Genomic DNA, 19845 nt, shown 5'->3' on the forward strand with positions numbered 1-19845 from the left:
CCGCATCCGAATCAATTTCTGTTTTCTACTTTCGGGTAAGAATATTCGGTCGCGCGACCGAATTCATCACCTACCGCCGGGTAAGAATTGGTGTCACATCAATTCGATTGTTGCCGTGAATCGAAAAGGTGTAAACCTGCGGGATTGACGTGCGACCGAAGCGGTGCGACCATAGAACATGTGTTCGAAGCGTCTTCCCCGCTCGGGCTCCGGCGTCGGGTGGTTCGGCGGCGGATGTGCGGTCCGAAGGGAAGGGTGCGGATGGGCTGGGGCAACGGTCCGCCGACGTGGGCGGAGATGGAGCGGGTGCTGTCGGGGCGCCCGCGGCACGAGTCGCAGTTCCCGGGCGACGGCGGCGACAGCCCGGCTTGGTCCCGTAAGCGCGGCGCGTACCTGGCCGACGGTGCTGTACGTCCGGTCGGTGCCACCGTGCCGTACGCGGAGCTGCACACCCACTCGGCCTTCAGCTTCCTCGACGGTGCCAGTTCGCCCGAGGAACTCGTCGAGGAAGCGGTGCGCCTCGGACTGGACGCGATCGCGCTCACCGACCACGACGGCATGTACGGCGTGGTCCGTTTCGCCGAGGCCGCGAAGGAACTGGGCATGCGGACGGTGTTCGGGGCGGAGCTGTCCCTCGATGCCGCCCCGCGCACCGGCGTTCCCGACCCCGACGGCACGCACCTGTTGGTGCTGGCTCGCGGGCAGGAGGGGTACCGGCGGCTGTCTCGGCAGATCGCGGGCGCACACCTTGCCGGCGGGGAGAAGGGCAAGCCTCGCTACGACTACGACGAGCTCACCGCGGCGGCGGGTGGGCACTGGCAGATCCTCACCGGTTGCCGTAAGGGGCATGTGCGCAGTGCGCTCGCCGCGGGCGGGCCCGCCGCCGCCGAGGCGGCGCTGCGTGACCTCGTCGACCGGTTCGGGGCCGATCGGGTGTCCGTCGAGCTCACCCATCGCGGTCTGCCCGAGGACGACGAGGTCAACGCGGTTCTCGGGGAAATAGCCGCAAGGCAAGGGCTTTCCGTGATCGCCTCCACTGCGGCGCACTTCGCCGGGCCGTCCCGGCGGCGTCTCGCGATGGCGATGGCCGCGGTGCGCGCCCGGCAGAGCCTGGACGAGGCCGCGGGCTGGCTCGCGCCGACCGGGGGCGCGCATCTGCGGTCCGGGGCGGAGATGGCGCGGTTGTTCGCGAGCCACCCGGAGGCCGTTGCGGGAGCGGCCGAGTTGGGGCTCGCGTGTGCGTTCGACCTGCGGCTCATCGCACCGAAGCTGCCGCCGTTCGACGTCCCGGACGGACACACCGAGGCCAGTTGGTTGCGGGAGTTGACCATGCAGGGCGCACGGCGGCGCTACGGCCCGCCGTCGTCGAATCCGGCGGCGTACGCGCAGATCGAACACGAACTCGGGATCATCGAACGGTTGACCTTTCCCGGCTACTTCCTCGTGGTCCACGACATCGTCTCGTTCTGCAGGGACAACGACATCCTCTGTCAGGGAAGGGGATCGGCCGCCAACTCGGCGGTCTGCTACGCGATCGGGATCACCAACGTCGATCCGGTGCGCAACCAGTTGCTGTTCGAGCGATTCCTCTCGCCGGAGCGGGACGGCCCACCCGACATCGACGTCGACATCGAGTCCGACCGCCGCGAGGAGGCCATCCAGCACGTCTACGCGAAGTACGGCCGCGAGTACGCCGCGCAGGTCGCCAACGTCATCACCTACCGCGGCAAGTCCTCGGTGCGGGACATGGCACGGGCGCTCGGATTCTCGCAGGGGCAACAGGACGCGTGGAGCAAGCAGGTCAGCCGGTGGAGCGGCGTCGGCAAAGAGACCGGCACCGATATTCCGCCTGCCGTGCTGGAACTGGCCGCGCAGATCGAGGGATTCCCGCGGCACCTCGGTATCCACTCCGGCGGCATGGTGATCTGTGACCGTCCCATCGCCGACGTGTGTCCGGTCGAGTGGGCGCGCATGGAGAACCGCAGCGTCCTACAGTGGGACAAGGACGACTGCGCCGCAGTGGGATTGGTGAAATTCGACCTGCTGGGCCTCGGCATGCTCTCGGCGCTGCACTACATGATCGACCTGGTGGCCGAACACAAGGGCATCGAGGTGGACCTGGCGCAGCTCGACCTGTCCGAGCAGGCGGTATACGAGATGCTGCAGCGGGCGGACTCCGTGGGTGTGTTCCAGGTGGAGTCGCGGGCCCAGATGGCGACGCTGCCGCGCCTGAAGCCCCGCAACTTCTACGACCTCGTCGTCGAGGTCGCGTTGATCCGGCCCGGCCCGATCCAGGGCGGCTCGGTGCACCCCTACATCCGGCGCCGCAACGGTCGCGAACCCGTCGTCTACGACCATCCCTGTCTCGAGAAGGCGCTGGCGCGCACGCTCGGGGTGCCGCTGTTCCAGGAGCAGCTCATGCAGATGGCCGTCGACGCCGCCGGATTCAGCGCCGCCGAGGCCGACCAGTTGCGGCGCGCGATGGGCTCCAAGCGCTCGCCCGAGAAGATGGAACGCCTGCGTGGACGGCTCTACGACGGCATGCGGGAGTTGCACGGCATCACAGGCGACGTCGCCGACCGGATCTACGAGAAGCTGTACGCCTTCGCGAACTTCGGTTTCCCCGAAAGCCATTCGCAGAGTTTCGCGTCGCTCGTCTTCTACTCGTCGTGGTTCAAGTTGCACCATCCGGCGGCCTTCTGCGCGGGCCTGCTGCGGGCACAGCCGATGGGCTTCTACTCGCCGCAGTCCCTCGTCGCCGACGCCCGCCGGCACGGAGTACGGGTGCACGGGGCCGACGTGAACGCGAGCCTCGCGCACGCCACCCTCGAGGAGCACGGCACCGAGGTGCGGTTGGGGCTGGGCGAGGTGCGCGGGATCGGTGCCGAACTGGCCGAGCGCATCACCACGGCCCGGGCGGAGGACGGGCCGTTCCGGTCGATCCTGGACCTGACCGGCCGGATCGAGCTGACCACGGCGCAGGTCGAATCGCTCGCGACCGCCGGTGCTCTCGGGTGCTTCGGTCTGTCCCGGCGCGAGGCGCTGTGGGCGGCCGGCGCCGCGTCGGGGGAGCGGCCCGACCGGCTGCCGGGTACCGGGGCGTCCACCCGCGCGCCCGCCCTACCCGGCATGAGCGACCTCGAACTCGCGGCCGCCGACGTGTGGGCCACGGGCGTCTCCCCGGACAGCTACCCGACGGAGTTCCTACGCCCGCAGCTCGACGCCCTGGGAGTGCTCCCGGCGTCGCGGCTGCTGGACGTCCCGGACGGCGACCGGGTGCTGGTCGGGGGAGCGGTGACGCACCGGCAGCGGCCGGCCACCGCGGCCGGCGTGACCTTCGTCAACCTCGAGGACGAGACCGGGATGGTCAATGTCGTGTGCTCGGTCGGCCTGTGGGCGAGGTATCGCAAGCTCGCCACCGGCGCCCCGGCGTTGCTGGTGCGGGGAAAGGTGCAGAACGCGGAGGGTGCGGTGACCGTGGTCGCGGATCATCTCCAGCTCATGGACCTGCGGATGTCGAGCAGGTCGCGGGACTTCCGCTGAGAGCGGCTTCACACCTCGTCAGATACCCCCTGGGGTATAGTCGATCGCAACATCGAGGAGGTAGATCGTGAAGGTTGTCATCGTCGGAGGTGTCGCCGGCGGAATGTCCGCGGCCACCCGCATGCGTCGTCTGGACGAGTCGGCGGAGATCGTCGTCTTCGAGCGCGGCGCACACGTGTCGTTCGCGAACTGCGGTCTGCCGTACTACGCCGGCGGCGTCATCGAGGACCGCGACGAACTGCTACTGCAGACGCCCGAGAGCCTCGCGGCGCGTTTCCGGCTCGACGTCCGCGTCCGCAGCGAGGTCGCCGCGATCGACCCCGACGCCCGCACCGTCACCGTCCACGACCTCGCGTCGGGCGACACCTACGTCGAGAACTACGACGAACTGGTCCTCAGTACCGGTGCGAGCCCCATCGTGCCGCCGCTGCCCGGCGTCGAACGTGCGCTGATCTTGCGCGACGTCGAGGACGTCGACCGGCTGGTCGAGCAGATCGAGTCGGCGCAGTCGTCCGGGGCGCCCAGCGCTGTCATCGTCGGCGCCGGCTTCATCGGCGTCGAGCTGGCCGAGAACCTGCGTCACCGCGATCTCGACGTCACCGTCGTCGAGCTCGCCGACCAGGTGCTGGCGCCGCTCGATCCGGAGATGGCGGCACCGGTCGCCGACCGCATGCGAGAGAACGGCGTGCGCCTCGAACTCGGCACGCAGCTCACCTCGATCGGCGCGAACACCGCCGAACTCGCGGACGGGCGCACGCTCCCGGCCGACGTCGTCGTCATGGCGATCGGCGTCCGGCCCGAGAACGCGCTGGCGAAGATGGCCGGGGCCGATCTGGGGGAGCGGGGTGGCGTCGTCGTCGACGACCGGATGCGCACCTCGGTCCCGCACATCTTCGCCGTCGGTGACGCCGTCGAGAAGCGTGACGCGGTGGGCGGCGGCGTCGCGATGATCCCGCTCGCCAACCCGGCCAACCGGCAGGGCCGCCTGGTCGCCGACGTCATCGCCGGCCGCCCGGTGCGCGCCAAGTCCTCGTCGGGCACGGCCGTGGTCGGAGTGTTCGGGCTGATCGTCACGGCGACCGGCTGGAACGAGAAGCGGCTGCGCGCGGAAGGGCGGGCGCACCGTGTCGTTCATACCCACCCGCAGTCGCACGCCGGGTACTACCCGGGCGCTCAGCAAATGGCGATCAAGCTGCTCGTCGACCCCGAGACCGACGCCATCCTCGGCGCCCAGGCCGTGGGCGGCGAGGGCGTGGACAAGCGCATCGACGTCATCGCCACCGCGATGGCCGGTGGGCTCACCGCGTCGGACCTGGCCGACCTGGAGCTGGCGTACGCGCCGCAGTTCGGCTCGGCCAAGGACCCGGTGAACATGCTCGGCTACATCGCCGACAACCTGCGCACCGGCTCCACCCGGACGGTCCAGTGGCACGAACTCGATACCCTGGTCGCCGGTGGCGCGTCGCTCGTCGACGTCCGCACCGCCGACGAGTTCGCGGCCGGCGCCGTTCCCGGCGCCGTCAACGTCCCGCTCGACGAGCTCAGGGACCGGGTCGGGGAACTGCCGGCCGGTGACCTGATCGTGCACTGCCAGGTGGGCCAGCGCGGCCACACCGCGGTGCGCCTGCTCGCCGGACTGGGACGCCCCGCGGCCAACCTCGACGGCGGCTACAAGACGTGGGATGCAGGGCAGCGCGCGAACGCGCCGTCGGCATCTCCTGACATCGCAGAACCCCCGGAAGGAACCCCATGCGCGAAATTGACGTGACCGAACTCGAAGCGGTGCTGGCCACCGGCGCCCCGCTCGTCGACGTCCGTGAGGCGGACGAATTCGCCGAGGCGCGGGTCCCCGGCGCGATCCTGATCCCGCTCAGCGAGTTCGTCGCGCGCGTCGACGAGGTTCCGGCCGACGGCACCGTGTACGTCATCTGCGCGGCCGGTGGTCGCAGCGCCCAGGCCGCGCAGTACCTCGAGGCCCGCGGCGTCGACGCCGTCAACGTCGCCGGCGGCACCATGGCGTGGCTGCAGTCCGGCCGCGCCGTCGAGTCCGGCAGCTAGCACTACCCGAACCCGGTCGAAACCGAGTGGTTCTCGACCGGGTTCTCTTCGGCCCTCCCATATACCCCCACCCGTATTTTCGTCCCTCGCGTTCTGCGCACTTATCGCGCGAATCCCACCCGTGAAACCGCGATAAGTGCGCAAAACGCGGGACGGAACCAGACACCCACAACACCGAAAGGCACCTCCCATGACCACCACCGGACAGCGGCAGGACTCCCCGCCGCCATCCACCGAGTCCGTCGGCGGCCCGCTCGCCCGGCTCGGTGCCGCGATGGCCGACAACGTCAAGTGGGTGATCACCGCGTGGCTCGTGCTCGTCGTCGCCCTCGGCGCCGCGGCGCCGTCGGTGTTCAGCTCGCTGGCCGGCGCCGGCTGGCAGGCCGACGGCTCCGAATCCGTGCAGGTGCGCGAGCTCGCGCAGGAACACTTCGGCGGCAACGCGTCGTCGGCGATCCAGGTCGTCGTCCACTCCGACGACAAGCCGCTGGACGACCCGGCCGTGCAGCAGGTGCTCGGCGACGCGACGGCGGTGCTGAAGGGCGACGCCCGCATCGGCGAGGTGATCCCGCCGCAGCCCGGCATGACCGTCAGCCCCGACGGCCACACCGGCATCCTCGTCGCCGGCGCGAACGCGAACACCGACGACATGGTCCGTGCGGTCGACGACCTCGGCGGTGAGCTGACGGCGCTCTCGGGCGACGGCATCGACGTCTACCCGACCGGTGCGTCGGCACTGTGGAGCGACTTCAACAAGGCCAACCACGACGCGATGATCAAGGCCGAGATGATGTCGTGGCCGGTGACGCTCGGCATCATGGTGCTGGCGTTCGGTTCGCTCGTCGCCGCGGGGCTGCCGCTGCTGCTGACCCTCGCGGGTCTGGTCGCGTCCGCCGGGGGACTGGTGCTGCTCAACGAGATCACGCCGATCTCGGTGTGGGCCATGAACTTCGCGATGATGTTCGCGCTCGCGCTCGGCATCGACTACGCACTGTTCCTCGTCGTCCGGTTCCGCGACGCGCTGCGCAAGACCGCCAACGCGCGGCTGGCGGTCGCCGAGACGATGGACACCGCCGGTAAGGCCGTCCTGCTGTCGGGTCTGACGGTGCTGGTGAGTCTGTCCGCCGTGCTGCTCGTCCCCGCACCCGCGGTCCGGACGATGGCGGTCGGCATCATGCTCGCGGTCGTGTTCGTTCTCGCCGCGACGCTGACGCTGCTTCCCGCGGTACTCGCGAAGCTAGGTCGCAAGGTCAACGCGGGCTCGCTGCCGTACGCCAAGAAGCAGCAGAACGAGACCGACGGCTCGCCGCTGTTCACCAGGTGGGGCAGGCTGCTCGATCGGCACCCGCTGCCGTTCGCGGTCGGCGCCGTCGCGATCCTGATCGGCCTCGCGATCCCCGTGCTCGGGTTGAAGGTCGCCATGCCGTCCATCCAGGTCGTGCCGGAGAACGCGGCCGTGCGTCAGGGTTACGAACTGGTGCAGGAACAGATGGGTATCGGTGCGCCGGGCGCGCTGCAGATCGTGGTCCCCGAGGCCGACGCACCCGCAGCGGCCGAGGCCGCGGCGACGGTCGACGGCGTGGCCGCGGTGACGCCCGCCATGCCGGCCTCGGACAGTTCCGGCCTGGTGATGATGCAGGCGCTACCGACGGTCGACCCGTCGGACCCCGCACTCGGCGGGACGCTCGACACCCTGCGCGGCGAACTGCCCGACAGCGCACTCGTCGGCGGCGCGCCGGCGGAGAACCTGGACCTGCAGACGGCGTTGAACGACTACCTGCCGATCGTCATCGGCGTGATCCTGGTGCTCGGCTTCCTGCTGCTGCTCGTGGCGCTGCAGGCACCGCTGGTCTCCCTGATCGGTACCGTCGTCAGCCTGCTCTCCACCGCGGCGGCGTTCGGTGCGTCGAAGCTGATCTTCCAGGACGGGCACCTGTCCGACCTGCTCGGTTTCACCCCGCAGGGCTTCCTCGACGGCTGGGGTCCGGTGTTCTTCTTCGCGATGATCTTCGCGATCGCGATGGACTACACCGTGTTCCTGCTGTCGACGGTCAAGGAGCAGTACGAGAAGACCGGTGACGCGCGCGGTGCCCAGATCGGTGGCATGGCGCACTCGGGTCGGATCATCTTCGCGGCCGCGGCCGTCATGGTGGGCGTGTTCTTCAGCTTCGCGCTGGCGGAACCGCTGCCGCCGAAGGAGATGGGCATTCTGCTCGGCATCGCCGTGCTGCTCGACGCCGTCCTGATCCGCCTGGTGCTGTTGCCGGCACTGCTGCGGCTGACCGGAAACGCGGCCTGGTGGTCGCCGACCTGGCTGCGCAAGGCCCTGCCGAACATCACGTTCTCGCACGGCTGATTTCCCGGCGGGCTGCGACCGGTAGACCTCGGTCACAGCCCGCCGCGGAGCGATACCCCTGCGGGTAATCTGAAAGGGAAACGAGGAGGTCTCACATGACCGGAGACGAAGAGAGCATCGCGTTGGTGCTCAACCGACTGCGCCGCGCTCAGGGACAGCTGGCCGGTGTCATTTCGATGATCGAGAACGGCCGCGAGTGCAAGGACGTCGTCACGCAGTTGGCGGCCGTGTCCCGCGCCCTCGACCGCGCCGGCTTCAAGATCGTCGCAACCGGCCTGCGTGAATGCCTGTCCGGCGACGGCAAGGCGTCCGAGCCGCTCACCGAGGCCGAACTCGAGAAGCTGTTCCTGGCCCTGGCCTGAAACAACCGTGAGGAGCACGTGATGGAACTGGGAATCTCGACCCGGCTGGACACCGAGTTCGACGACGCCATCGCCAAGACGCGGGCGGCGTTGCAGGAGCAGGGTTTCGGCGTCCTCACCGAGATCGACATGCAGGCGACGTTGAAGGCGAAGATCGGTGCCGAGATGGAGCAGTACGTCATCCTCGGCGCCTGTAACCCCCAGCTCGCGCATCGCGCGGTCGGCGTGGACCGGCAGATCGGGCTCCTGTTGCCGTGCAACGTCGTCGTCCGTTCCGACGGTGACGGCGTGATCGTCGAGGCGATGAACCCGGCGCTCATGGTCGCGGTGACCGACGAGCCCGGGCTCGAGGCGGTCGCCGCCGAGGCGACGACCCGCCTGCAGGCCGCGATCGACGCGCTGGCCTGACGGTCCACCCGGCTCACGCCGGAGCGGGTAGCGCCCTGGTCCGAAGCCGGTGTGCGGTGTGCACGGCCACGACGCACCAGGCGACGACCAGGGCGCCCAGCAGTCCGGCCGACAACAGTCGCGGAATCTCGAAATCGCCCGCGACGCCGAACGCCCCCATGCCGACGGCGCACGCGCCGACCGGGAAGATGAAGCTCCACCAGCTCATGGTGAACGTCAGACCCTGCCGGAAGGCGCGCGCCGTGAGGACACAGACCGCGGCGATGACGACGATCATGACCGTCCCCATCAGCAGGCCGTAGCCGAGGCCGAACAGGTGCAGAGCAGTCGCGGTGTCGTGCCCGACAGCGTGTCCGGCTGCGGTGCCCAGATTGTTGGCGGCCGCGATCGACTGCCCCACGATGCCGAGCGGAATCCACATCGTCGGCAGCGCCTGCAGCGGCGGCAGCCCACCGTCGCGGAATTCGGCCGCGATCAGCGCGACGATGAACAGGGCGAAGACGAGGGCCAGCGTGAACAACGCGTAGCAGCCCGCGAGCATCGCGGCGCGCGCCGGACCCTCGGGCAGGTGCGTCACCAGGGCGGCGCCGGTCGCGGCCGACACCATCGGCGGTACCACCGGCATCAGCCACGCCGGGACCGGGGTGCCGCGATCGGCCACGGCGCGCAACCGCGTCGCCATCACCGCGCTCGTCGCCAGGCCACCGATCGTGCCGATCGCCCACAGGGTCCCCGCGACAGCGAAAGCGAGACCGGCGGGGAGGACCGTCGACCCCACCGCTGCGGTGCCGGCTCCGACCGTGAGCACGGCCATCGGCAGTGCGCCGTAGAACGGGAACATGGTGGTGCTGCGTGCGTAGTCGCGGGCGTGCTCGGTGTGTCGGATCCAGTGCACGGCGAAGGCCGTCACGAGCACCGCGAGCAGGGCCACCGCGAGAATCCAGAACATCAGCGCGATCCCGCGGCGACCCGGCAGGTTCACCGGGAGCGACGACGTGGCGACGGCGATGATGCCGGTACCCATCACCACTGCGAACCAGTTGGGTGTCAGATGGGCCAGACGCGGGGCGGTAAGCATGAAACCAACACTGCCGTTCCAGTGTTGTTCCCGGTAGAAGCCTCGGAGTGGACGGGATACAAACGCCGTTTGTGGGTCTAGCCTTGGGGGTATGCCGCTTTCGAACCGTGTTCCCGAACTCGCCGCGCTGGACGTGCTGGTCGCGGTGGGCCGGCTCGGAAGCATGGGCGCCGCCGGACGTGAACACGGACTCAGTCAGCAGGCCGTCAGCGCGCGGGTGCGTTCCGCGGAACGTCAGCTCGGGCTGCGGGTCTTCGATCGCGGCGCGGGCGGTGTCCAGCCCACCGCGGAGGGCGCGCTGATCCTCGAATGGGCGTCGGCGATCCTCGACTCGGCGGAGGAGATGGCCTCCGGTGTCGCCGCCCTGCGCGGCGAGCGGGACGCGAACCTGACGGTGGCCGCCAGCATGACGATCGCCGAATACCTCGTGCCGGGCTGGACTGTCGCGATGCGGCGCAAGTACCCCAACGTCGTCACTTCGGTGCGACTGCTGAACTCCACCGACGTCGCCGCCCAGGTGCGAGCGGGTGAGGCCGATCTCGGGTTCGTCGAGGGCCCGGCCGCCCCGGACGGCCTGCGCGCGGTGGAGGTCGCGCACGACGAACTGGTGGTGATCGTGCCGCCCGGACACAAGTGGATCGCGCGGGCCCCGATCGACCCCAGCGAACTCGCGGCCACCCCGCTCATCCAGCGGGAGCCGGGATCCGGCACGCGCACGACACTCGAACACGCGGTGCCCGGCTGCGTCGACCCGTTGCTCGAGCTCACGTCGTGCACCGCCGTCAAGGCCGCGGTCGTCGCGGGCAACGCCCCGGCGGTCGTCTCGTCACTCGCGGTCGAAACCGATCTGCACGACGGACGGCTCGCGTCCGTCCGGGTGGAGGGCCTGCGCATGCCGCGTCGACTGCTCGCCGTGTGGGACGGCTCCCGCGGGCTGCGCGGTGCGGCGCGCGATTTCCTCGACATCGCGTGCGGCCGTAGCTGAGCGGCCGGTGTCGGTTCGCGGCGGGCGGCCTCAGATACCCATCGACCGCGCCATCAGCGGCCACGACTGGTGCAGGTCGTCCTGCCAGTACCCCCACGAGTGGGTGCCGGTGGGGTTGAAGTCGAATGTCGCCGGGATGTCCAGGGCGCGAAGACGATTCGCGAGATTCCGGGTGCAGACGTCGGTCGCGGCCTCGATCGCGCCGCCGACGACGACCTGACGTGCGAACGCGACCGGATCCCCGTCGACACCTGGCGCGTCCAGGTAGTCGTGCGTCCCCGGCAGGCCCGAGCCGGACGAGACGAACAGTTCGGTGCCGCGGAGCTTCTCCGCGTTGCGAACAGGGTCGTTGGCCAGCCGTGCCGGGCTCCCCGGCGGCCCCCACATGTTCACGGGATCCCCGCCTCCTGCCGAACGGACCACCAGGTCGACGAACGCCGATCCCATCGGGGTGCTCGTCTCGGCGCACCCACTGAAGGACCCGACGGCCTTGTACAGACCGGGCGCGGCGATCGCGAGGTTGAGGACGGACGTCGCGGTCATGGAGATGGCTGCGATCGAGTTGGTGCCGTTCCCGCCGAACTCGGCGTCGATGATCGGCGGCAGTTCTCGGGTGAGGAAGGTCTGCCACCTGTTGCGTCCCAGAACCGGGTCGTCGCGCTCCCAGTCGGTGTAGTAGCTGGCGGTGCCGCTCATCGGGGTCACGACGTTGACCTGCTTGTCGGCGAAGAACTCGGTGACGTCGGTGTTGGCCTGCCAGGTCGCGTCGGTCTCGCCGCCGCCGGCGCCGTTGAGCAGGTACAGGGTCGGGCGTGTCCGGGACGTGTCGGCGGGCAGCAACACACGGACCGGGACGACGCGGTCCATCGACTCCGAGTACACCTGCGCTGTGACCGCACGGGAGTCGGCGTCGTCGATTCGCACCAGGTGCGATGCCGGTTGGGCGTTCGCGACAGCGGTGTGGCCCACCAGGGGCGGGATCAGCAGGGCCGTGAGAGACATGGCCAGAGCGGCACCGGCGTTTCTCGCACGGCGAAATGCTCCGTTTCGCATGGGTGTTGGTCCTTCGATGGTTCCGAGAGGGCTGGACCCGACATACCCGAAACGCTGCGTAACGTGCAATTCCCCTGATACATCCGGTTTTCGGAGGCACTGTATCGCGTCCCTCGGTCCGAGTGGGGCAGATCGGACAATCGCACCGCGGGCGCTGCTCACCCGCGCGGACTCAGTTCACGATCAGCACGCCGACCAACGCGATCGCGGCGACCCACACCGTCGACATCGCGGCCAGCGCGAGGGGGCGCGGTCCCACCTTCCTGATGGTGGCGATGTGGACGCCGGTGCCGAGCGCGAACATCGCGGCGGTCAGCAGCGCGGTCTGAGTGAACTTGGCGGCCGAGAGGAAGCTGTCGGGGAGGATGCCGCTCGAGCGCAGTGCCGCGCACGCGAGGAACGCCACCACGAACAGCGGTACCAGCGGCGGGCGGGTGCCGGTCGTCGCACCGTCGGACCGGCGGCGTTGCTGGAGGCCGATCACGGCCATGACCGGAGCGAGCATCACGACGCGGGCGAGCTTCACGACGGCCGCGACGGCGAGAGCGCCGCCGCCGAGCGCGCCGCCGGCCGCGATGACCTGGGCGACCTCGTGGATCGAGCCGCCCGCCCACATTCCGGCCTCGGTCTCGTCCATGCCCAGTGCGCGCGAGAGCAGCGGGATGGTGGGGATCATCAAGGTGCCGAAGAGCACCACGAGCGCCACCGCGGTGAGGACTTCCTCCTCCTTGGCGTCGACGACACCGTCGACCGCGGCGGTCGCGGCCGCACCGCAGATCGAAAACCCGCACGCGATCAGCAGACGCTGCGTCCACGACAGCCCGAGCATGCGACCCATCGCCATGGTTCCGGTGATACCGAGCGTGACGATCGCGACGACGACGGCGATCATGCCCCACCCGAGTCCCACGATGTCGCTGAGCATCAGCTGCAGACCCAGCAGGGCGATGCCGACCCGCAGGAGTTTCTTCGACGAGAATGTGAGCCCGGGCCGGATCGTCGCGGGCAGGTGCACGGTGTTGGCGGCGAGGGCGCCGAGCACGATTGCGATCAGCAGCGGGCTGACGGTCGGCAGCAGGCGTCCGATGCCCATCGCGACGGCGGTGGCGACGGCGGCCACCGCGACACCCGGCAGCAGTGAGGACGCGGCGGCCCGCGCGCGGGTGGACGCCGCCGGGGCGGCGGTCTGCTGGTCGACGCTACTGCTCATGACTTCCAGATTCCGGCACTGAACGGTCGTTCGGTAGACGGCAAAACGGCATGAGGGCATATCGATCGGATATGTCAATAGTTGGGCGCATACAATCTGCGAATGCGCCGCCGCTGGCCCGACCTCGATGTCCTGGAACTGCTCGTGGGCGTCGACGACCACGGAAGTCTCAGCGCGGCAAGCAGAAACGCGGGAATGGCGCAGCCCAACGGGAGCCGCGCCATCAAGCAACTCGAGCGGGAACTCGGCATGCCGCTGTTGGATCGGCGCACCACCGGATCCACGCTCACCCCGCAGGGCACCGTGATCGTGCACTGGGCGCGCCGACTGCTCGGCGAGGCACATCGACTGCTCGACGTCGCCGACGGGCTGCGCGCCGAACGATCCGCGGAACTGACGATCGGCGCCAGCATGACCGTCGCCGAACACCTGCTTCCCGGGTGGCTCGGCCGCTTCCGGGGTCTCGACACCGACGTCACCATCCACCTCCAGGTGCTCAACTCCACCCAGGTGTTCGAGCGGCTCGAGTCGGGCGCGTGCGACGTCGGATTCGTCGAATCACCGACGCTGCCGCGCAGCCTGCACAGCGTGACCGTCGCGCGGGACAAGCTCGTCGTGGTCGTGCATCCGGCGCATCCGTGGACGCGGCGCCGCAAGCCGATCACCGTGGCCGAACTCGCGCAGACACCGCTGGTGGTCCGCGAACCCGGCTCGGGCACCCGCACCACCCTCGACGTCGCCCTGCAGGACCTGCCGCGCACGCCGCCGCTGCTCGAGCTCGGCAGCGCCGCGGCCATCCGCACCAGCATCATCGCGGGTGTCGGGCCGGCGGTGATGAGCACCCTCGCAGTGGCCGATCAGGTGGCCGCGGGCGAGCTGAAGGTGGTGGACGTCGACGGGCTCGTCCTCGAACGCAGCCTGCGCGCGGTGTGGCGCGGTCCGCGTCAGCTGTCCGGTCCCGCCGGAGACCTGGTGCGGATGGTGCGCCGAACGGCCGTCGGCTAGACGCCCCCGGCGAAGCCGTGCTGGCGCCAGGCCTCGTAGGTGACGACCGCCGCCGCATTCGACAGGTTCAGCGACCGCCGGCCCGGCACCATCGGGATCCGCACCTGCGCGGTGACGTGCGGATCCTCCAGGACCTCCTGCGCCAGCCCGGTCGGCTCGGGGCCGAAGAGCAGCACGTCGCCCGGCTGGTAGGCGAGGTCTGCGTACGACGTAGATGCGTGCGCGGTGAACGCGAAGACCCGGTCGGGTTGCAGCGCGGTCCACGCGGCCTCGAGGTTCTCGTGCACCGTCACCGACGCGAGGTCGTGGTAGTCGAGGCCCGCGCGCCGAAGCTTGGGCTCGGACAGGTCGAACCCGAGCGGGCCGACGAGGTGCAGTTCGCAGCCCGTCCCGGCGACCATGCGGATCGCGTTTCCCGTGTTGGGTGGGATGCGGGGCTCGTGGAACATCACTCGGAACACGCCGTTCAGCTTGCCAGGCGCGGACAGCCGGCCGCCGAGCGGATCACGCCGGTCGAATTTGTCGGTGTGCGGGGGCAGCATGGGACTCATGACCGGAGAAATCGTCGAGATCGTGGGGGAGGACTTCTCCGATGCCCGCCTGGCCCGGGAGAAGTGGAGCCGGCAGCACTACACCGCGTGCTCGTTCCGCGACGCCGACCTGTCCGAGTTGAACACCGAGTTCGTGGTGTTCACCGAATGCGATTTCACCGGTGCCGACCTCACCGATTCGCACCACCACGGCAGTGCGTTCCGGTCGTGCATGTTCGCGCGGACCACCATGTGGCACAGTAGCTTCCGCAGCTGCAGCATGCTCGGTTCGATCTTCGTCGAGTGCCAGATGCGACCGCTGGTGCTCGAGGAGGTCGACTTCACGCTGGCGTCGATGGGCGGCGCGGATCTGCGGGGGCTGGACTTCACGGATTGCCGCTTCCGGGAGGCCAACCTGGTGCAGGCCGATCTGCGCGGCGCAGTCCTGCGCTCGGTGAACCTGTCGGGCGCGCGGGTCGAGGCGATCCGGCTCGAGGGAGCGGATCTGCGTGGCGCGCACGCCGACCCCGGACTGTGGACCGCCGCGAAACTCGACAAGACCCAGGTCGAGTTGACGCAGGCGGTCGCCTACGCGGCCGCGCACGGCCTGGTCGTCGAACCGTGGTGACGGCGTCGGTCAGCGCACCAGTTCACGCGCCAGCAGGTCCATCAGGAGCCCGTCGCGCCACACACCGTCGGCGCCCAGGCAGTACTCGCGCATGACACCGACGTCGCGGAAGCCCACCTTGCGGTAGCACGCGATCGCCGGCGCGTTCGCGGCCTCGGGGTCGATGACGATCCGGTGGAAGCCGAGGTCGTCGACGAGGTGGGTGCAGAGCGTCCGGACCACCTCGGTTCCCCAACCCAGTCCGTGCACCGCGGTGTCGAGGAACAGGTCCACGCCGGCGTGCCGGAACTCGGGATCGGCCTCCTGATACCACTGCGCGAATCCCACGACCCGGTCGTCGAGAATTACTGCGTACGCGACCGTGTCGGGCTCGGCGGCCGGCCAGTCGGCGTCGGGTTCCTTCCACCATCGGCTCACTTCCGGGAGCCGATGGATCTCCCTCAGCCGCTCGTGGTGGGCGGGCCGGACGGGGGTCAACAGGACACGGGGACCACGAAGATCCGGAGCCGGTGACATGCAGCGACCCTAGCCTGGAACAATGGTCGCCGTGACTGCAACGATCCTGGACGGCAAAGCAACCCGCGACGAGATTTTCGAGGACCTCGAGGCCAGGGTGGCAGCCCTGAAGGAGAAGGGCATCACGCCCGGACTGGGCACCATCCTCGTCGGCGACGACCCCGGCTCGGCCGCGTACGTGCGCGGCAAGCACAGCGACTGTGCAAAGGTCGGGATCACCTCGATCCGCCGCGACCTGCCGGCCGACATCACCCAGGAAGAGCTCGAGGCCACGATCGACGAGCTCAATGCCAACCCCGAGTGCACCGGGTACATCGTGCAGCTCCCGCTTCCCAAGCACCTCGACGAGAACGCCGCGCTCGAGCGCATCGACCCCGACAAGGACGCCGACGGCCTGCACCCGGTGAACCTGGGACGCCTCGTCCTCGGGAAGGAAGCGCCGCTGCCGTGCACCCCGCGGGGCATCGTGCACCTGCTGCGCCGCTACGAGGTTCCGATCGCCGGTGCCCACGTCGCCGTCGTCGGCCGCGGCGTCACCGTCGGCCGCCCGATCGGCCTGCTGCTCACCCGCCGCACCGAGAACGCCACGGTCACGCTGTGCCACACCGGAACCCGTGACCTGGCCGCACAGGTGCGTCAGGCGGACATCGTGATCGCCGCGGCCGGCGTCCCGGGACTCGTCACCGCCGACATGATCAAGCCCGGTGCCGCGGTTCTCGACGTGGGCGTCAGCCGCACCGCCGACGGCCTGCGCGGGGATGTCGCCGACGACGTCCGCGAGGTGGCCGGTTTCGTGTCGCCCAACCCCGGTGGTGTCGGACCGCTCACGCGCGCCTTCCTGCTCAGCAACGTCGTGGAGCGGGCCGAGCAGCTCGCCGGCCTGTCCGACTAGGACTCGTCCGTGACGCAGTTCGTGCGCAGGAATTGGCCGTTGCTCGCCGTCCTCCTCGTGGTGGCGGCGGCCTTCGTGCTGGTTCTCGCCGACCGCTGGCGCCGTGGCGCCCTCGTTCTCGGGGGCGCCATGGTGCTCGCGGCCTTCCTGCGTGCGGTGCTGTCGCCGGACCGAGTCGGATTGCTGGCCGTGCGTGGCAAGGGATTCGACGTGGCGGCGATGGCGGTGGTCGGCGCCACGATCATCACACTGGCGGCGTCGATCGACCCGCTCGGGACCGACTGACGCGCGGCCGCATCCGGGTGTCGTCCGTGCTCAGCCCCGACGGGCGGCGCGCGCCAGTTCCATCGTCTCTTTCAACAGTTGGGCCACCGCATCCGCTTCGGTGAGGAAGCCGTCGTGGCCGTCCTTCGACGCGAGCACGCGCAACCGGTCGCTGCCCGCCAGCCCGTCGGCGAGTTCCTGCTGCAGGCGCAGCGGATACAGCCGGTCGGAGTCGACGCCACCGACGATCACCGGGACGTTCGTCGACGCCAGCGCCGCGGCGACACCGCCGCGGCCACGGCCGACGTCGTGTCGGTTCATCGCCTCGGTCAGCAGCACGTACGTCGCCGGATCGAACCGGGCGACGAGCTTCTCGGCCTGATGGTCGAGGTAGCTCTGGACCGCGTAACGGCCACCGTCGCGGGGGTTCTCGTCGGCCTGCGCATCATTGGCGAATCGGGAATCGAGTTCGGCCTCGGTGCGGTACGTCAAATGGGCGATGCGGCGGGCCAGCCCCAGGCCGACACGCGGGATCCGTCCGGTGCCGTGGTAGTCGCCACCCTGCCAGTCGGGGTCGCTCGTGACGGCGGCGATCTGGGTGGTCTGGGTGCCGATCTGATCGGCCGTGGCACGGGCGCCGACCGCGAGGACCAGCGCCGAGTCCACCCGATCGGGATGGCCGACGATCCACTCGAGCGTCCGCATGCCACCCATCGACCCACCGACGACGGAGGAGAAACGTTCGATGCCGAGCACGTCGGCGAGGGCCACCTCGGCGGCCACCTGGTCGCGGATGGAGATCTCCGGGAAGCGTGAACCCCACACCGCACCGTCGGCGGCGATCGATCCGGGACCCGTGGTGCCGCGGCAGCCACCGAGCACGTTGGTGGCGATCACACACCACTCGTTCGTGTCGATCGGGGCGCCCGGGCCCACCATGCCGTCCCACCAGCCGGGGGAGGGGTGCTCGTCGTCCGCGGGTCCCGTGACGTGCGAGTCGCCGGTCAGGGCGTGCTCGACGAGAATCACGTTGTCCCGGTCGGTCGCCAGTGCACCCCACCGCTGGACCGCGACCGTGACGTCGGGCAGAACGACGCCGCTCTCGAGTTCGAGCGAGCCGATGGGGATAAAACACAACTGCCCGTCCGGCGGGGGGAACCCCGCCGGACGGGCGTTGCGGACAGAGCTGACGGTCAAGATGTTGCCGCCGCGAAGCCGGCGTCGAGGTCGGCGAGGATGTCGTCGATGCCCTCGATGCCGACGGCGAGCCGGACCAGACCCGGGGTGACGCCCGAGGCGAGCTGCTCCGCGGGAGTGAGCTGCGAGTGGGTCGTCGACGCCGGGTGGATCACCAGCGAGCGCACGTCACCGATGTTGGCGACGTGGCTGTGCAGGGACAGCGCGTTGACGAACTTCTTTCCGGCTTCGACGCCACCGGCCAGTTCGAACGCGACGATCGCGCCGGTGCCGCGCGGGGCGATCGTCTTCGCGCGCTCGTGCCACGGAGACGAGGGCAGGCCGGCGTACGCGACCGACGTGACCTCGGGCCGGGCGTCGAGGTACTCGGCGACGGCCTTCGCGTTGGCGACGTGCCGCTCCATCCGCAGGCTCAGCGTCTCGATGCCCTGCGAGATGAGGAAGGCGTTGAACGGCGAGATGGCCGCGCCCAGGTCGCGCAGCAACTGCACGCGGGCCTTGAGTGCGAACGCCGGTGCGCCCAGGTCCGCGTAGACGACGCCGTGGTAGCTGGGGTCGGCGGTGGTGAAGTTGGTGTGCCGGCCCTGCGTCCAGTCGAACGTGCCGCCGTCGACGATGACACCGGCGACCGCGGTGCCGTGGCCGCCGAGGTACTTGGTGGCCGAGTGGACGACGATGTCGGCGCCGTGCTCGAGCGGGCGGATCAGGTACGGGCTCGCGACGGTGTTGTCGACGATCAGCGGGATGCCGTTCTCGTGCGCGACCTTCGAGATCCCGGGGATGTCGAAGATGTCGCCCAACGGGTTCGAGATCGACTCGCCGTAGAACGCCTTGGTGTTCGGGCGGATCGCGGCGCGCCACTGCTCGATGTCGTCGGGATCCTCGACGAACGAGACCTCGATGCCCAGCTTGCGCAGCGAGTAGTGGAAGAGGTTGTACGTGCCGCCGTACAGGCGCGGGCTCGACACGATGTGGTCGCCCGCTTCGGCCAGATTGAGGATCGCGAACGTCTCGGCGGCCTGGCCGGAGGCGAGGAGCAGAGCGGCGACGCCACCCTCGAGCGCGGCGATGCGCTGCTCGACGGCGTCCTGCGTCGGGTTCATGATGCGGGTGTAGATGTTGCCCGGCTCGGCCAGGCCGAACAGCGCCGCGGCGTGATCGGTACTGTCGAACGTGTACGACGTGGTCTGGTAGATCGGCAGCGCGCGGGCGTTGGTGGCTCCGTCGGGCGACTGCCCGGCATGGACCTGCTTGGTCTCGAAGCTCCAGTTCGCCGTCGGGTCGACTGCGTCCGTGATTTCGGTCATGAGTCGTTCTACTCCAGGTTGTGAAGTCTGCAGATGAGGTTGGCGCAGCATCGTCTGCGCGCCTGTGGACCGGCTACTCGTGACAACTACACATGAAGAACCTCCGGTGGGGCATGGCCCGGTCAGTGGGTCCGTCCCAGCGGACCCGCGCTTGTCTCCCGACCTGCGTCGGAAGACCTGGTCATCACCCGGGGCACCCCACCGCGGTTGGAGGGTTGCCGGCCAGCGAGCCGGGGCTTGACGCTGACACTCATGACCTGGCCGTGATCTTAGCGGCAGAAACGGGCACACGGGAAGGAGGGTGCGGAACTTCGAACCCGAGGGGTGGTGAAACACGCAAAGTTACCGGTAGGTAGGTGTGTGAGCCCAGGGGGCGTGCTTGCGCTCCGAATCAATAGCAGTACGCTCGTCATGTTTGGGTCGTCCCTGCCGAGGGGGATCCGAAACGTCTAC

The 19845-nt window shown here is 69.6% G+C and carries 18 protein-coding genes and 1 riboswitch; of the genes, 11 read left to right on the plus strand and 7 right to left on the minus strand.

Translation table 11 applies throughout. The features are described 5' to 3' along the window. Positions 1 to 261 precede the first annotated feature (261 nt). From ABEU20_RS15910 to ABEU20_RS15935, 6 genes are all read left to right on the plus strand, one after another. Positions 262 to 3543 carry an error-prone DNA polymerase gene (locus ABEU20_RS15910; protein ID WP_420165353.1) on the plus strand — a complete coding sequence of 1094 codons (3282 nt, stop codon included), beginning with the start codon at positions 262 to 264 and terminating at the stop codon, positions 3541 to 3543. 64 nt (positions 3544 to 3607) lie between these two features. Further along, positions 3608 to 5311, plus strand: a complete 1704-nt coding sequence (locus ABEU20_RS15915) for an FAD-dependent oxidoreductase (protein ID WP_420165564.1) — start codon at positions 3608 to 3610, stop codon at positions 5309 to 5311. Next, on the plus strand, positions 5293 to 5601 hold the full coding sequence (locus tag ABEU20_RS15920) for a rhodanese-like domain-containing protein (protein WP_420165354.1): 309 nt from the start codon (positions 5293 to 5295) through the stop codon (positions 5599 to 5601). Before ABEU20_RS15915 ends, ABEU20_RS15920 begins: the two co-directional genes overlap by 19 nt. 190 nt (positions 5602 to 5791) lie before the next feature. Then, positions 5792 to 7957 (plus strand): MMPL family transporter, encoded by a 2166-nt coding sequence (locus tag ABEU20_RS15925; RefSeq protein ID WP_420165355.1) that lies wholly within the window; start codon positions 5792 to 5794, stop codon positions 7955 to 7957. A gap of 95 nt (positions 7958 to 8052) precedes the next feature. After that, a complete protein-coding gene (locus tag ABEU20_RS15930; protein WP_420165356.1) occupies positions 8053 to 8319 on the plus strand; it encodes a metal-sensitive transcriptional regulator in 267 nt (88 codons plus the stop codon). A 21-nt stretch (positions 8320 to 8340) separates the two neighbouring features. Then, positions 8341 to 8727, plus strand: coding sequence for a DUF302 domain-containing protein (locus ABEU20_RS15935; RefSeq protein WP_420165357.1), 387 nt, complete (start codon positions 8341 to 8343; stop codon positions 8725 to 8727). 13 nt (positions 8728 to 8740) lie between these two features. Here the strand turns inward: ABEU20_RS15935 and ABEU20_RS15940 are convergent, their stop codons facing one another. Then, complete coding sequence (locus ABEU20_RS15940; protein ID WP_420165358.1) at positions 8741 to 9805, minus strand: TDT family transporter; 1065 nt, start codon at positions 9803 to 9805, stop codon at positions 8741 to 8743. A gap of 91 nt (positions 9806 to 9896) precedes the next feature. Here ABEU20_RS15940 and ABEU20_RS15945 point away from each other — a divergent pair, with 91 nt between their 5' ends. Then, positions 9897 to 10790 (plus strand): LysR family transcriptional regulator, encoded by an 894-nt coding sequence (locus ABEU20_RS15945; RefSeq protein ID WP_420165359.1) that lies wholly within the window; start codon positions 9897 to 9899, stop codon positions 10788 to 10790. Positions 10791 to 10820: 30 nt separating this feature from the next. On the opposite strand, the gene ABEU20_RS15950 is transcribed toward ABEU20_RS15945, so the two are convergent. Beyond that, positions 10821 to 11843: an alpha/beta hydrolase gene (locus ABEU20_RS15950; protein ID WP_420165360.1), complete on the minus strand. Its 1023-nt coding sequence runs from the start codon at positions 11841 to 11843 to the stop codon at positions 10821 to 10823. Positions 11844 to 12015: 172 nt separating this feature from the next. Continuing rightward, entirely contained in the window at positions 12016 to 13053 is a 1038-nt protein-coding gene (locus ABEU20_RS15955) for a YeiH family protein (protein WP_420165361.1), read from the minus strand. Positions 13054 to 13155: 102 nt separating this feature from the next. Here ABEU20_RS15955 and ABEU20_RS15960 point away from each other — a divergent pair, with 102 nt between their 5' ends. Then, complete coding sequence (locus ABEU20_RS15960) at positions 13156 to 14058, plus strand: LysR family transcriptional regulator (protein WP_420165362.1); 903 nt, start codon at positions 13156 to 13158, stop codon at positions 14056 to 14058. On the opposite strand, the gene ABEU20_RS15965 is transcribed toward ABEU20_RS15960, so the two are convergent. Then, positions 14055 to 14519 (minus strand): tRNA (cytidine(34)-2'-O)-methyltransferase, encoded by a 465-nt coding sequence (locus tag ABEU20_RS15965; protein WP_420165565.1) that lies wholly within the window; start codon positions 14517 to 14519, stop codon positions 14055 to 14057. The two genes, ABEU20_RS15960 and ABEU20_RS15965, sit on opposite strands and share 4 nt — an antisense overlap. 79 nt (positions 14520 to 14598) lie before the next feature. Here ABEU20_RS15965 and ABEU20_RS15970 point away from each other — a divergent pair, with 79 nt between their 5' ends. Then, a complete protein-coding gene (locus tag ABEU20_RS15970; RefSeq protein ID WP_420165363.1) occupies positions 14599 to 15216 on the plus strand; it encodes a pentapeptide repeat-containing protein in 618 nt (205 codons plus the stop codon). A gap of 9 nt (positions 15217 to 15225) precedes the next feature. Here ABEU20_RS15970 and ABEU20_RS15975 read toward each other — a convergent pair whose 3' ends face one another. After that, positions 15226 to 15732, minus strand: a complete 507-nt coding sequence (locus ABEU20_RS15975; protein WP_420165364.1) for a GNAT family N-acetyltransferase — start codon at positions 15730 to 15732, stop codon at positions 15226 to 15228. Between the two features lie 31 nt (positions 15733 to 15763). On the opposite strand from ABEU20_RS15975, the gene ABEU20_RS15980 reads away from it, so the two are divergent. After that, positions 15764 to 16624, plus strand: coding sequence for a bifunctional methylenetetrahydrofolate dehydrogenase/methenyltetrahydrofolate cyclohydrolase (locus ABEU20_RS15980; protein WP_420165365.1), 861 nt, complete (start codon positions 15764 to 15766; stop codon positions 16622 to 16624). A gap of 9 nt (positions 16625 to 16633) precedes the next feature. Further along, complete coding sequence (locus ABEU20_RS15985; protein ID WP_420165366.1) at positions 16634 to 16909, plus strand: DUF3017 domain-containing protein; 276 nt, start codon at positions 16634 to 16636, stop codon at positions 16907 to 16909. 30 nt (positions 16910 to 16939) lie between these two features. On the opposite strand, the gene metX is transcribed toward ABEU20_RS15985, so the two are convergent. Both metX and ABEU20_RS15995 read right to left on the minus strand, forming a co-directional pair. Then, entirely contained in the window at positions 16940 to 18085 is a 1146-nt protein-coding gene (gene metX, locus ABEU20_RS15990) for a homoserine O-acetyltransferase MetX (protein ID WP_420165367.1), read from the minus strand. Then, on the minus strand, positions 18082 to 19392 hold the full coding sequence (locus tag ABEU20_RS15995; RefSeq protein WP_420165368.1) for a bifunctional o-acetylhomoserine/o-acetylserine sulfhydrylase: 1311 nt from the start codon (positions 19390 to 19392) through the stop codon (positions 18082 to 18084). Before ABEU20_RS15995 ends, metX begins: the two co-directional genes overlap by 4 nt. A gap of 142 nt (positions 19393 to 19534) precedes the next feature. Further along, positions 19535 to 19650: riboswitch (SAM riboswitch) on the minus strand. Positions 19651 to 19845 lie beyond the last annotated feature (195 nt).

It is taken from the genome of Rhodococcus parequi, from assembly GCF_046042785.1.
Lineage (GTDB): Bacteria > Actinomycetota > Actinomycetes > Mycobacteriales > Mycobacteriaceae > Prescottella > Prescottella parequi.